The sequence below is a fragment of the Desulfuromonas carbonis genome, from assembly GCF_054658035.1.
On sequence record NZ_BAAHXR010000003.1, the window covers coordinates 392,875 to 404,710 of the forward strand.

The 11,836-nt window shown below is 56.2% G+C and carries 12 protein-coding genes and 1 pseudogene; 7 read left to right on the forward strand and 6 right to left on the reverse strand.

The annotated features are described in order from the left end of the window. Positions 1–3: 3 nt before the first annotated feature. Complete coding sequence (locus ACYQ8E_RS08835) at positions 4–771, reverse strand: alpha/beta fold hydrolase (protein WP_257722359.1); 768 nt, start codon at positions 769–771, stop codon at positions 4–6. Between the two features lie 130 nt (positions 772–901). Here ACYQ8E_RS08835 and ACYQ8E_RS08840 point away from each other — a divergent pair, with 130 nt between their 5' ends. The 4 genes from ACYQ8E_RS08840 (at position 902) to ACYQ8E_RS08855 (ending at position 3,698) form a co-directional block, all read left to right on the forward strand. Beyond that, a complete protein-coding gene (locus ACYQ8E_RS08840; RefSeq protein WP_066728406.1) occupies positions 902–1,648 on the forward strand; it encodes a hypothetical protein in 747 nt (248 codons plus the stop codon). Between the two features lie 45 nt (positions 1,649–1,693). Beyond that, positions 1,694–3,064 (forward strand): MBL fold metallo-hydrolase RNA specificity domain-containing protein, encoded by a 1,371-nt coding sequence (locus ACYQ8E_RS08845; protein ID WP_066728407.1) that lies wholly within the window; start codon positions 1,694–1,696, stop codon positions 3,062–3,064. 156 nt (positions 3,065–3,220) lie between these two features. Beyond that, positions 3,221–3,448 carry a type II toxin-antitoxin system RelB family antitoxin gene (relB, locus tag ACYQ8E_RS08850; RefSeq protein ID WP_066728409.1) on the forward strand — a complete coding sequence of 76 codons (228 nt, stop codon included), beginning with the start codon at positions 3,221–3,223 and terminating at the stop codon, positions 3,446–3,448. Beyond that, positions 3,432–3,698 carry a type II toxin-antitoxin system RelE family toxin gene (locus tag ACYQ8E_RS08855; RefSeq protein WP_082820381.1) on the forward strand — a complete coding sequence of 89 codons (267 nt, stop codon included), beginning with the start codon at positions 3,432–3,434 and terminating at the stop codon, positions 3,696–3,698. Before relB ends, ACYQ8E_RS08855 begins: the two co-directional genes overlap by 17 nt. A 100-nt stretch (positions 3,699–3,798) precedes the next feature. Here ACYQ8E_RS08855 and ACYQ8E_RS08860 read toward each other — a convergent pair. Then, a pseudogene (locus ACYQ8E_RS08860) lies at positions 3,799–4,083 on the reverse strand (glycosyltransferase family 2 protein); the annotation flags it as partial. Positions 4,084–4,681: 598 nt separating this feature from the next. Here ACYQ8E_RS08860 and tnpA point away from each other — a divergent pair. The 3 genes from tnpA (at position 4,682) to ACYQ8E_RS08875 (ending at position 7,590) form a co-directional block, all read left to right on the forward strand. Further along, the gene (gene tnpA / locus ACYQ8E_RS08865) at positions 4,682–5,137 is read left to right on the forward strand and encodes an IS200/IS605 family transposase (protein ID WP_082820217.1); all 456 of its coding nucleotides are present in this window, start codon (positions 4,682–4,684) and stop codon (positions 5,135–5,137) included. A gap of 187 nt (positions 5,138–5,324) precedes the next feature. Continuing rightward, positions 5,325–6,164 carry a formylglycine-generating enzyme family protein gene (locus tag ACYQ8E_RS08870; RefSeq protein WP_066728411.1) on the forward strand — a complete coding sequence of 280 codons (840 nt, stop codon included), beginning with the start codon at positions 5,325–5,327 and terminating at the stop codon, positions 6,162–6,164. Between the two features lie 85 nt (positions 6,165–6,249). Then, positions 6,250–7,590 carry a tetratricopeptide repeat protein gene (locus tag ACYQ8E_RS08875; protein ID WP_066728413.1) on the forward strand — a complete coding sequence of 447 codons (1,341 nt, stop codon included), beginning with the start codon at positions 6,250–6,252 and terminating at the stop codon, positions 7,588–7,590. Between the two features lie 51 nt (positions 7,591–7,641). On the opposite strand, the gene ACYQ8E_RS08880 is transcribed toward ACYQ8E_RS08875, so the two are convergent. Genes ACYQ8E_RS08880 through ACYQ8E_RS08895 form a run of 4 tightly spaced genes read right to left on the reverse strand, consistent with a single transcriptional unit; the run spans position 7,642 to position 11,828 of the window. After that, positions 7,642–7,800: a DUF5989 family protein gene (locus tag ACYQ8E_RS08880; RefSeq protein ID WP_157471911.1), complete on the reverse strand. Its 159-nt coding sequence runs from the start codon at positions 7,798–7,800 to the stop codon at positions 7,642–7,644. Continuing rightward, positions 7,797–9,554 (reverse strand): carbamoyltransferase family protein, encoded by a 1,758-nt coding sequence (locus ACYQ8E_RS08885; protein ID WP_066728414.1) that lies wholly within the window; start codon positions 9,552–9,554, stop codon positions 7,797–7,799. The genes ACYQ8E_RS08880 and ACYQ8E_RS08885 overlap by 4 nt, the downstream gene beginning before the upstream one ends. 4 nt (positions 9,555–9,558) lie before the next feature. Then, positions 9,559–9,759: a hypothetical protein gene (locus tag ACYQ8E_RS08890; protein WP_066728416.1), complete on the reverse strand. Its 201-nt coding sequence runs from the start codon at positions 9,757–9,759 to the stop codon at positions 9,559–9,561. Then, a complete protein-coding gene (locus ACYQ8E_RS08895; protein ID WP_082820382.1) occupies positions 9,756–11,828 on the reverse strand; it encodes an SGNH/GDSL hydrolase family protein in 2,073 nt (690 codons plus the stop codon). Before ACYQ8E_RS08895 ends, ACYQ8E_RS08890 begins: the two co-directional genes overlap by 4 nt. Positions 11,829–11,836 lie beyond the last annotated feature (8 nt).

Consider the following 11,836-nt stretch of genomic DNA (forward strand, 5'->3'; position numbering starts at 1 on the left):
TTCTTAAAGCTCCAGGCGGTCAAGGAATTTCAGCAGGCAACGGTTGAATGCCTGCGGCTGCTCCTGGTTGAGCAGGTGCCCGGCACCGTTGAGCAGACACCCCTCGGCCCGTGGCAGTCCCGCGAGTAATACCTGGTAAGGAGCTGGTCCGAGCAACTGGTCGGCGCCGCCGCCGGCGACCAGCGCGGGCAGGTCGAATTCTGCGAGTCGCTCCCTGTAGTCGGGCCGATCGCGCATGGCCAGCAGGGCTGTCGCCAGCCCTTCGGCGCTCGCCTGTTTCATCCAGCGCCGCACCCGCTCCAGCAGTTCCGGATTAGTTTGGACGGTCCCGGGAGCGACCAGGAGTTCGTCAAAACCGCCAATCACCTCCGCGCTCCCTCCGGCGCGGGCGGCCGCCGCCAAAGCGGTGCGACGCTCCTTGCCCGCAAGGTCATCGGCCTCGGCCCGGGTTGCGACAAAGACCGCCGCGGAAAACCGCTCCCGGAACCGGGCCAGCAGGTTGAGCAGGATGTAGCCCCCCATCGACATGCCGGCAACCACGGCCCGTTCCAGCTGCTGTTGATCGAGAAGGGCCATCACGGCATCGGCGTAGGCATCGATGGTGGCCGCTGGCAACGAATGGCTCGAGTTCCGGCCAAAGCCCGGCAGGTCGGGGGCGATTCCGTTCCAGCCATGAGCGGCCAGGAACTCCAGCTGGGGTCGCCACATCTCACCCGCCAGAGGAAATCCATGAATCAATAGGACGTTTCTTTGGTTCTTCGCAATCGTCATCTCCCTTGCCTCCCACGCCTGGAAACGGTTTATGCTGGTTATAGCAGCCCGTTCCCGGTTATAATTGGCTTCTTCCTGCGCCTCTAACCCTACTTCCGGGGTGAACTCCACCCCCAAAAGGATACCCAAGGTGACGCGATTTACCATCAGCCCCTTCCTGCTCCTGCTCTGCGCCTTCCTGCTTCTGCTCTGCGCCTGTGACGCCCCTCCCCAGTCCCCGAATTCGACGGGGCCCGGTCGTGGCAACCAGGCAACGCCGGTTGCTGGGGAGGCGGGCGTCACCTCGCCCGACGGAACGACGGCGACACCCAGGCCCCCGGCTCCTCCCCTTGCGGAAACCTTTGACGGCGAGCCCCAGCTATCAATTTTCCCCCGCGTCGGTGAGGTCCGTCCCGACCCTGCCGACGGCCAGCAGGCCGGCATCTGGGCTGCCTATATTGACCACCTGCTGCGCACCAGTGCGATCGTCCCGGAGGCGGAAGGGAGCAAGGACCGGGCGCTGACATTCAAGGGATTCCAAGGGGTTGAATCCCTCGGATTCTTCGCACCACTTGCGGTTACTCCGGCGACTCGTTACACGATTAGCTTCGACTGTAGAGGAGATCTGGCCGAAGGAGTAAAGGCCGGGATCGGGGTCCTGGAATACCGGGAATTTCTCTGGATCGGTGAACAGTTCACCCGCAGCGAGAACGAGAAATACCTGGTTGGGAGACAGGAAGGCGCCCAGGTGCAGAGCTCCAAGGCGATGCAGCAGTATCAATTCAGTTTTCTGACGGGTCCCGAGACCCGCATGATTCACCTCGTCCTCTACCTGGATGGGGCGAATGGCAAGAACCAGGTATTCTTTGACGATATCGAGGTCGAACCGGCGAGCTGATACCGCAAGACCTCAATTCAACTCGCGATAACGGAGGGGGACTCCATGAACAGCGCGGATGATATTCTCATTCACCATGGTGGCCGCACCACTGTCACCGGCTCCTGCCACGAATTGCGGCTCGCCGACGGCAGCGGCTTGCTGATCGACTGCGGCCTTACCCAGGGAGGTGACGCGACCGCCCCGGAGATTGACTTCCCGGTCATCCAGCTGCGCGCCCTGGTGCTGACCCACGTCCATCTCGACCACTGCGGCCGCCTCCCCTATCTGCTGGCAGCTGGCTTCAAGGGGCCGATCTACTGCAGCGCGCCCTCCGCCCTGCTCCTCCCCGCCGTCCTCGAGGACGCGCTCAAGGTCGGCGTCACCCGCAATGCCCGTCTGATCGCCGCCTTGCAACAGCAGGTCAAGCAGCAGCTCCAACCGCTCCCCTACCGGCATTGGTGGACCATCCCCGGCCCGGCCGGGTTACGCCTTCGCCTCCACCCCGCCGGCCACATCCTCGGCTCGGCCTGGGTCGAATGCGACGCCGAGACGACCAAAGGCAAGCGGCGCATCGTCTGCTCAGGCGACCTCGGCGCCCCCTGGACCCCGCTGCTGCCGGCGCCAGCCTCTCCCTACCGTGCCGACCTGCTGGTACTGGAAAGCACCTACGGCGACCGTCTTCACGAAGGCCGCAGGGAGCGCAAACGCCATCTGCAGCAGATTGTCGAGCAGTCCCTGGCCGATCGCGGCACGATCCTGGTTCCGGCCTTCTCCATCGGCCGCACCCAGGAACTCCTCTACGACCTGGAAGAGATTATTCACCACAACCGGCAGCGCCTCGCCGCCCCCGGCCTCCCCTGGTCCGAACTGGAGATCATCGTCGATTCTCCCCTCGCCAATCGTTTCACCACCCTCTACCGGCAGCTGCGTCCCTACTGGGATGCCGAGGCGCGGCGCAAGCTGCGCCAGGGGCGCCACCCGCTGGACTTCGCACAGCTCACCACCATCGATAGTCACCAGGACCACCTCAATGCCGTCGATATTCTGCGCCGCAGGGACCACCCCTGCATTGTGATTGCCGCCAGCGGCATGTGCAGCGGCGGCCGCATCGTCAACTACCTCAGGGGTCTGATCGGTGATCCGCGTACCGATATCCTCTTCTGCGGCTACCAGGCCGCCGGCACGCCGGGACGGGCCATTCAGCAGTACGGACCGCAGGGGGGCTACGTGACCCTGGACGGAGCACGCTTCGATATCCGCGCCCGGGTCCACACCCTGTCGGGCTACTCGGCCCACGCCGATCAGCAGAACCTGGTGAACTTCATCAAACGGATGCGGGTCAAACCGGCCCGGGTGCGGCTGGTACACGGTGAAGATGACGCACGAAAGGCGCTAACGGTCGAGTTGCAAAAGCTGGGGGTTTCAGCGGACTGAGGGGAAGGGATAAATAGAACTGAAGGGGGGAAGGCGCTAACGGCGCAGCCGGATGATGCAAAGGACAGGGGTGGCACCCAAAGATCCATGCTGCTCCTTGAATATTTGCACGCACCATGATACGTTGAATACAAATATTCACCATGGAGGTTCGGAATGGCCACATCGATACGCATCGCCCCTGAGACGGAAAAACGACTTGACTTTCTCGCCAGTCAGACAGGGCGCACCAAAGCTTTTTACCTGCGGGAACTGATCGAACGCGGACTGGAGGATTTGGAAGATTATTACCTTGCCGCCGATGTTCTGGAGCGGGTACGCAAAGGCGAGGAAGAGATTTATTCTGCTGCCGAGGTAAGAGAATCCCTTGACCTGGACGATTAAATACACCAGCACTGCAAAAGTCCAGTTGCGCAAACTCGACAGACCGGTTGCTGCACGTATTCTCGACTACATGGATCAGCGTGTCGCCATTCTGGATGATCCGCGCACGTTGGGAAAGGCCCTGTCCGGCAATCTGGGAGGACTCTGGCGTTACCGTGTTGGTGACTGCCGGGTCATCTGCGAGATACAAGGCACCAGTGTAAGCATCCTCGTAGTTAAGATCGGCAATCGCCGCGAGGTCTACAGATAAACCTTGTGTATTCAGGGCTTCCTTAAAGCTTCACAACTTATCGAAATTGTTTGTATTTAGGGGACATTCCATTTGTCTGATTACAACAATAGAGCCGCATCTAGCGGCGCAGGTTGTATTTGAGAATGCACCAGAGGGCCCGGAAGCCGTCGCGCCAGCCGATCTTCTTTCCTTCGGCGTAGGTCCGGCCGGCATAACTGACGCCGACCTCAAAAATCCGGCAATTCAACCGGGCGACCTTGGCGGTCAGTTCCGGCTCGACCCCGAAGCGATCTTCCTCGATGACAATCTGGCGCAGGATCTCACGGCGGAAGAGTTTATAGCAGCATTCCATGTCGGTGAGGTTGAGGTTGGTCAGGGCGGTGCTGCACAGAGTCAAGACCCGGGCAAGAATTTCCCGGATGGTGGCCTTTTCATTATATACCGGGATGACGATGGAGAGCTTCAAGGCAGATCCCTTTGCAGGCATTGGAAAGAGTGGCCCTCCCGGCGTCGCGAAAGATCGCCCCGCAAAAGTCCGGGGCACCGGCTAACACATGGCTTCATCAGGATGCCCTGCCCCACGGGGAATTGCGCTCCACAGAGAAAGGCCGGACAATTCAATCCGGCCTTTGCTCTCTTTCCGTTTCCGATGCCAATCAGCAGGGGTGAACGTTGCTGCTCCCCACGACACCAGGTTTCAAGTACTTTTTCATGGTAGCCTCCTTCTCTGATGTTGGTGGTACTCCGTAATATCCACTTCTGGCCAAATAGCCGAATTGACTCATAGCGAACTTGTGATATCACGATGCGACAGGTGGTTCCCGGGTCCAGTTTCTGGCCAAAAGACTCACCAGGAAGGCCGTCCGCAAAATCTCAGGTCTGGGTGAGGGGAGATCATGCAATATGCAGGCCTCCTTTTTATCGGCGTAACTCCTTTAATCTCAGGGGGGTCCAATTCCCCGAAGCTTGCTTCGCTATCGCCAATATGAAATATTGGCGACATGAGCGAATATGTACACAAAAGTCATAATGTTTCTGTGCTGTTATACCATCTTGTTTGCCCAGCAAAATACCGCCGGGTTGTTTTCACCCCAGAGGTTGATGGCTGTCTCAAAGAGGTCTGCCTTGAGATCGCCAAAAGATACGAGATTCAGTTCGTAGAAATTGGGACCGACAAAGACCATGTTCACTTTTTGGTGCAGTCGGTTCCAATGTACAGCCCAACGCAGATTGCACGAGTCATCAAAAGCATTACGGCCAGAGAAATATTCAAACGAGTCCCATCGGTTAAAAAGCAACTATGGGGTGGCGAATTTTGGACAAAGGGCTATTTTGTGAACACTGTAGGCCAAAAGGGTAATGAGAAAACCATTGCGACCTATGTTAGAAATCAAGGCCGAGAAAAAGAGTATCAGCAATTGCACCGCGAGCAGTTAACGCTTTTTGATACCCCGTAGCTTGCTGCGGGGTAGTTCATTTTGTAGTTACGAAACTACCCGGCCGAGGTTTCCTTCATGGCAGGAAAAATGCATTTTCATGCTGTTTCCTGAGCTTTCTGGATTCTCGAAAAACCATGCAGAGGCCTAACCAAAAAACGCCTATTTTTACTACATATTTTCTGCCGCAAAAGTAAGGAAGGTTTTTATGCCACATTCGAAATTATCAACCTTGAGCGTCCTGACCTTAACCCTCTCCATATTTTTGGTCTCAGGGTGTGCCTCAATTCTTCCAAAGGCGAAAGCCGATTACACAGTTGAGGTTGCCGACATGGACTTTGTCTTCGTTAAGGGTGGCTCTTTTCAGATGGGCAGCGACCAGAAGCCCGATGAGCAACCGGTGCATGATGTCAAGGTTGACGACCTATTCGTCGGCATGTATGAGGTAACCTTCACACAGTTTGATCAGTACTGTAAAATGATTCCACGAGAGTGCGAGCCACCTGACGACCAAAATTGGGGAAGGGGAAGTCGACCGGTGATTAATGTCTCCTGGCAGGATGCCAATGCCTATGCCGATTGGCTCAGCAAACAGACCGGGCACAGGTTCCGGCTACCAACCGAAGCAGAATGGGAATATTTCGCCCGTGCCGGAACAAGCACCCCTTACTGGAGCGGTGCAACCTTGTCCAGTGGACTTGCGAATTGCGCGAACTGCGGCAGCAAATGGGACAACAAATCAACAGCCCCGGTGGGTTCTTTCAGGCCGAACCCCTGGAATATCTACGATACAATGGGGAACGTCATTGAATGGGTAACGGACAGCTATAAAACCAACTATACGAATGCACCCACAGACGGCGCTGCGGTCATCATCAATACGGAATCGCGCAAGGTGCAACGCGGCGGAGCCTGGAATTATCAAGCCAACGATTTGAGGTCGACGGCCCGTGACTATCGAAAAGCCAACAGCCACACACTCGATGCAGGATTCCGCCTGGTACTGGAACCCTCAGCACACCTGCCGATCATCCGGCAAGGTAGATAGAGATTACAAACAATTTGCTTCCCAGGGGGGATGCCAAAAAGCTTAAATGTACTGCCCCTTTTCTCCAAAACTTTAGGAAGATTCCATGTTCAGACGTCTTTTTAAGTATGCATTAATCCTGCTGATGGCCGCGGGTTGTGAGTCAAAAACAGAGGATCCCGTTGTTGCCCCGGAGACTAAAGCGCAAGTTCGTCTGGTAACGGCACAACTACTCACTGAACCAATTGAGGCGTCTTTGGTTGAAACAGCAACAGCGGCGTTACCGATCTGGCGCGAAACCCGCCAGGAGCGGCCGACATTAGTACTACTTTCGAATAACCCCTTTTTGCAATCGATCCCGACTCCATTGCAAAAAGAAGCGCAACGGCTGGTTTTGTCCGCTGACCAGATTGAGTTTGAGAAAAAGGCGGTTTTTCAATCTGCAGACCCAGTTTTGATGCCCTCAATGGCCGTTTCAGCGGCTCTTCGTGCAAACCTGTTTGGCAAGGTTCTCTGGGTCCTACCTCTTTCACCAGAAGCACCCATGCCAACACCCGAGACTATCAAGGCTCAACTATTTACGGCCGGAGATATTTCCGAAGCGGAAGCAAAGACGTTGAAACAAGAAGGCGATTCAATTTCGGGTCAAATTCGCAACACTGCCTGGACAATTTGCCGGATCAAGTCCCTACCGCGGATTGACGAGCCGGTTTTACTCCATGTCGACCTGTCTTATTTCAGAGCAGTTTACAAAAATGAGATTACCACCCCACTTTATTTGATCGTGGCAGACGTCGCCCGGCAACTGCGGGAGAGTCGCTGGCCGACTCTTGGAGCCACGGTTTCCTTATCAAACCTCAGCGGCGACATTGCCCTAAAATCCCGTTTTCTCGGCAAGGACATCGCCAGCATGTTGGCCAACCCAGAGCTTCTCGACGCCGAGGCCATGCCGGAGCTCTGGAATCAAAGAAGCAAAGCACTCTACCTGGACAACCTCTTTCAGCCTGAGAAGATTCTCGATATTTACCTAGAGCTGGAAAAACATTTTCCTGAGTCTGCTTCAGTAAAATACGGACTATTCGAAATTTCCGGCCAGCTGAAAAATTCGGACAAGGCCTTACAATATCTGAGCGAAGCCGTTGCCCTCGACCCAATCTATGGCCTCGAATATCTCACCCTTTCCGAACGCGCATTTAACCAAGGCCAGATCCAGGCCTCCATGGATATGCTGAACAAGGCTGCGGAGATTTTTCCTGACAACCCTTTTATCACATTGAAGAAGATTGGCCTGTACAGGGAAACCGGCGGAATCACTCTTGCCGCACCACTGATTGAAAAACTCCAGCAGCTTAACTGGTCCAAAACCTATGATCCGGGCATGCCAGACTTTCTTGCCACGCTTGCGGAAGAGGCTTCCAAGCCTCAGCCGAAAACACCTGAAAAGTAAAACCGCCCCCTTGGCAAGGAGACGGCCCTAAGCTTTGCGTTGCCCGTCAGTTTAGAACAGTGCGTAAATAAACGGCGTCAACACAGGAATCTCCGCCAATAGGATAAATATCGACATCAAGACCAGGATGATGACCAGCGGCGCCAGAACATATTTTTTGCGTTGCCGGATAAAACTACCCAAATCACGAATTGTCAGCCACCAGCTCATGTCTCTGCCTTTTCTACCCAGTAATCCCCGATCGCCAGGAAATCGAGGTCAGTCTTCAGGAAACATTCTAGCGCATCGTGCGGTCTACAGACAATCGGTTCGTCCTTGACGTTGAAGCTGGTGTTGACCAGGACCGGGCACCCGGTCACGACGTTGAAACGTTCCAGAAGTCGATAAAAAAGTGGATTGGTCTCTTCGGCAACCGTCTGCACCCGGGCGGTATTGTCGACGTGGGTTACTGCCGGAATGGTTGACCGGGGGATGTTCAATTTTTCCAGGCCCTCACCTGCCTGCTCTACCGCCAGCAACTGCTCCTTGGCGACCTTACACACCAGCAGCATGTAAGGGCTCACTCCGGAAAGCTCAAAATACTCACAGGCTCTTTCTGCGAGCACCGCCGGAGCAAAGGGCCGAAAGCCTTCACGAAACTTGATCTTCATATTCAGCTGCCGCTGCATATCGACAACCCGCGGATCGGCCAAAATACTGCGATTCCCCAAGGCTCGCGGGCCAAACTCCATACGCCCCTGAAACCAACCACCGATCTTTCCGGTAGCCAAAGATTGAACAGTTTTCTCGATAAGCTCCTGCTGATTCAACTTGACGAAGTGTACCCCGGCGCCGAGAAGAGTCGGCTCGATATCCACGTTGGCAAAAGAGGGGCCGAGCAGGGCGCCGTTCATCAGATCGCCGCCAGACTTTTGCGGCAGCTCACCCCCCATGGCCAAATGCGCCACATAAGCCGCACCGAGCGCACCCCCGGCATCCCCGGCGGCGGGTTGAACCCAGATGTTGTCGAAGGGCCCTTCCCGCAGAATACGACCATTCGCAACGCAGTTCAGAGCGACCCCACCAGCGAGACAGAGGTTTTTCTCTCCGGTATCACGCTGGACCTGGGCGACCAGATCGAGCATCAGCTCCTCGGTCACCCTCTGAACCGAAGCTGCGATGTCGAGATGGCGCTGTACCAATGGGCCTTCAGCCTCTCTTGGCGGGCCACCGAACAAATCTGCAAAGCGGTCGCCGGTCATCGCCAGGCGTGAGCAGTACTCGAAATAAGACATATTCAGAGAAAAGGCGCCGTCACCATGGCGTTCAACCAGATGCTCATAAATCAGCTCGGTAAAAACCGGCTGCCCATAAGGAGCAAGTCCCATCACCTTGTACTCCCCCTCGTTGACCTTGAATCCGAGGTAAGCGGTGAAAGCCGAATAGAGCAGACCGAGCGAGTGCGGAAAATACAGTTCTTTCTGCAGGTCGATCGTGGCGCCCTCACCCACCCCGTAGGAACAGGTCGACCACTCGCCGACCCCATCCACCGTCAGGATCGCTGCCTGCGCGAATGGAGACGGGTAAAAGGCGGCGGCAGCATGCGAGAGGTGATGGCTCGAAAAGAGATATTCACCGGCGCCGGGCAACTCATTTCGTAAAATTCGCGGCAACCAGAGTTTTTCTTTCATCCAGGCAGGCAATGCCTGGCGGAACATCCCGTAGCCGCGTGGCGCAACGGCCAGAGCGGTTTTCAGGATACGCTCGAACTTGACGATCGGCTTATCGTAAAAAATAACGGCATCAAGATCTTCCGCTGCCAGACCGGTCGTATCCAGGCAGAAGTTGACCGCCTGGCGCGGGAAGGCCGCATCGTTTTTAATCCGGCTGAAGCGCTCCTCCTGGGCCGCGGCGACCAGTTGCCCATCCTGTAGCAACGCCGCGGCACTATCGTGGTAATAAGCTGAGATGCCGAGAATATTCATGGTTTCAGAACGACCGGCGCAGATCTTCGAGTGTGACAGGCTGTTTCTCCATGGCCACCCAATGCCCGCCGGGGAGCATGTCCCTGGTCACCAGCCGCAGGAGGAGCGCATAGGGCGTCAGAACCAGCCAGAACAACAGCGTCAGAAAGAGCTGCGCCTGGAAATGGCCGAGACGTTGCAGCAGAACGAGGATTTTCTGTTTCACTTTTCCCCCAACTCTCTGGACAACCATTCTCGTGGTGTCAGCCAACCTTTTTCCTTAACCCATCGCTGCAATGCCTTGCTCGGGTCAGGGAACTGTATCAATTGCAGATACCGCCCAAACATTTTCTCTGCGGCCGGCAGTTGACCGGCGATGGCAAGCCCCTCGGCATATTCCCTGGTCGAACGCGGGACATTTTGATTCAGGTCATAGGCACGTTTTAGTGCATCCAGACCTGATTTGAGCTCACCAAGCTGCAGGCGGGCACGCCCCAGCACCGAGAGGTAGCCGACGCTGTTATCGCCCCCGGCGGGCAGCCCGGAAAGCACGTCGAGAGCTTTTTCTGCCTGTTTCTGCAGCAGATAGGCATTGGCGAGCATGACCGACGTATTGAGGTCATCGGGTTCCATTTGCCTTGCCGCGTTCAAGTAAGGCAGGGCTGCGGCGCCGTTGCCACGAAAAACTTCCAACGTGCCGAGCTTGTACGGAATTTCAGGGATATCCTTGAGCTCTGCCCAGGCCTGTTTCAGCGCCACGTGGGCCTCCGGGTATTTACCGGCCCAGAAATAGAGGCGGCCAACCCCCCACAGTCCCAATGCCCGATAGCGCTCTGGAATTGCGTTTTCATACTTCAGGAGTAGCTGCCGGGCAGTGCTGCTCATCCGCTGCCACGCCCCGATCTGCAATGGAAAGGATTGAGCCTTCACCAGGGTATCGAACACCACCCAGGCGACCAGCTGTTGACCGCGAATATTCGGGTGAACGTGATCGTCAAACAGGTCTGCACCGGGTATTCCGTTGGGCGCAACCCGGCGGAAGGTGGCTTCAACGTCAGCGAGCGGCACATCGTTCAGTTCGGCCAGTTCGCGCACGATGCCGTTCATCTCCTCAAGAGCCCGCAGGGGAATAATATCCTCCTGTTTGGCGCGCACAAACGACGCATAGGCCTGATCATAGAGTCCGCTCATCAGCAAGGCCTGCCCGAGCCGATAATGCAGCAGGGCGAACTGATCGTCAAACTCAAGCGCCGCGCGATAAGCCATCATCGCCCGCGCCGGCTCGTTCTGCTGAAGCGCCTGGCTCCCCTGAGAAAAAAGCCGATCGAATTCTTCCAGCTCCGATCCTGTCAAACCCGCCCTATGTTCCGACTTGAAAGGAGAAACTCCGGAAAGGTTCGACGGCAGCGTACACAGGACCAGCAGCACCTGCTTTTCCCTGGCCAGATCGATCATGTCCTGAAGAGATTGCCGGTACTGCTGCAGCACGCCACGCCGGAAATCCTCATCGCGGTGATAAAAATCGGGGCCGACCACTCCTTCCAGCTCCACGCTCACTTCATCCGGCAGAATTGTCCGGCTGCTCTCTTTTGACGACAAGCCCTCAAGCAGGCTTACCAGAAGCGAATACAGCCGCGACTGGTGCAAAAGCTGCCGTGTCCTGTTGAGCCAGAGATTTTCGTGTTTCAGGTGATCAAAAGTCCGGGCTTCGAGAAATTCGTTATGCCCGGAATAGACCACTAAGAGATTCGGGTCATAATCGATCAACTCCTGCTGCAGACGGGCAACCCGATAACTGGCATAAGAGATGCCGCCGGCATTAATCACTTCGAATCGGCCAGCTCCCGCATATTCGTTACCGAGCAGCTCAAGCCAGCGCGGGAAGGCGGTCTCACCCGTGTATGGTCGACCGTAGGTTGTCGAACCGCCCAGCGAAATCACCCGGAAAGTTCCCTCGGGTTTCGGCATCTGAAAGCTTTGCCGATTAAAGTAGTCGCCCTTTGCCGGATTCAGCTTGATGTTGGCTCCGGTTGCATCCGGTTCGGTCCTGATAAACAGGGGCGTACTGCCGGCAAAACCGACAAAGCGGTCTTCATCGGCAAGCCTGGGAACACCGGCCAGGGCAAGGATTCCCTCCAGAACCAAAAAGAGGAGAATGCCGGCACAAACAGCCAGAAGGTTTTTACTCAGCGTGCTTGAAATCATGACGTCATTATCGCTGTTCAGTAACGGCCTTTTCAAGAAATACTCAACAGCAGAGCAAAACAAATGGCCGCCCGTGTCGGGGGCGGCCATTTGTTACA

What these genes read in the sequence shown, in the direction of transcription:
- ACYQ8E_RS08835 (WP_257722359.1), bottom strand. Translation starts at nt 771, where the DNA reads ATGACGATTGCGAAGAACCAAAGAAACGTCCTATTGATTCATGGATTT.
- ACYQ8E_RS08845 (WP_066728407.1), top strand. Translation starts at nt 1,694, where the DNA reads ATGAACAGCGCGGATGATATTCTCATTCACCATGGTGGCCGCACCACT.
- relB (WP_066728409.1), top strand. Translation starts at nt 3,221, where the DNA reads ATGGCCACATCGATACGCATCGCCCCTGAGACGGAAAAACGACTTGAC.
- tnpA (WP_082820217.1), top strand. Translation starts at nt 4,682, where the DNA reads ATGAGCGAATATGTACACAAAAGTCATAATGTTTCTGTGCTGTTATAC.
- ACYQ8E_RS08870 (WP_066728411.1), top strand. Translation starts at nt 5,325, where the DNA reads ATGCCACATTCGAAATTATCAACCTTGAGCGTCCTGACCTTAACCCTC.
- ACYQ8E_RS08875 (WP_066728413.1), top strand. Translation starts at nt 6,250, where the DNA reads ATGTTCAGACGTCTTTTTAAGTATGCATTAATCCTGCTGATGGCCGCG.
- ACYQ8E_RS08880 (WP_157471911.1), bottom strand. Translation starts at nt 7,800, where the DNA reads ATGAGCTGGTGGCTGACAATTCGTGATTTGGGTAGTTTTATCCGGCAA.
- ACYQ8E_RS08885 (WP_066728414.1), bottom strand. Translation starts at nt 9,554, where the DNA reads ATGAATATTCTCGGCATCTCAGCTTATTACCACGATAGTGCCGCGGCG.
- ACYQ8E_RS08895 (WP_082820382.1), bottom strand. Translation starts at nt 11,828, where the DNA reads ATGGCCGCCCCCGACACGGGCGGCCATTTGTTTTGCTCTGCTGTTGAG.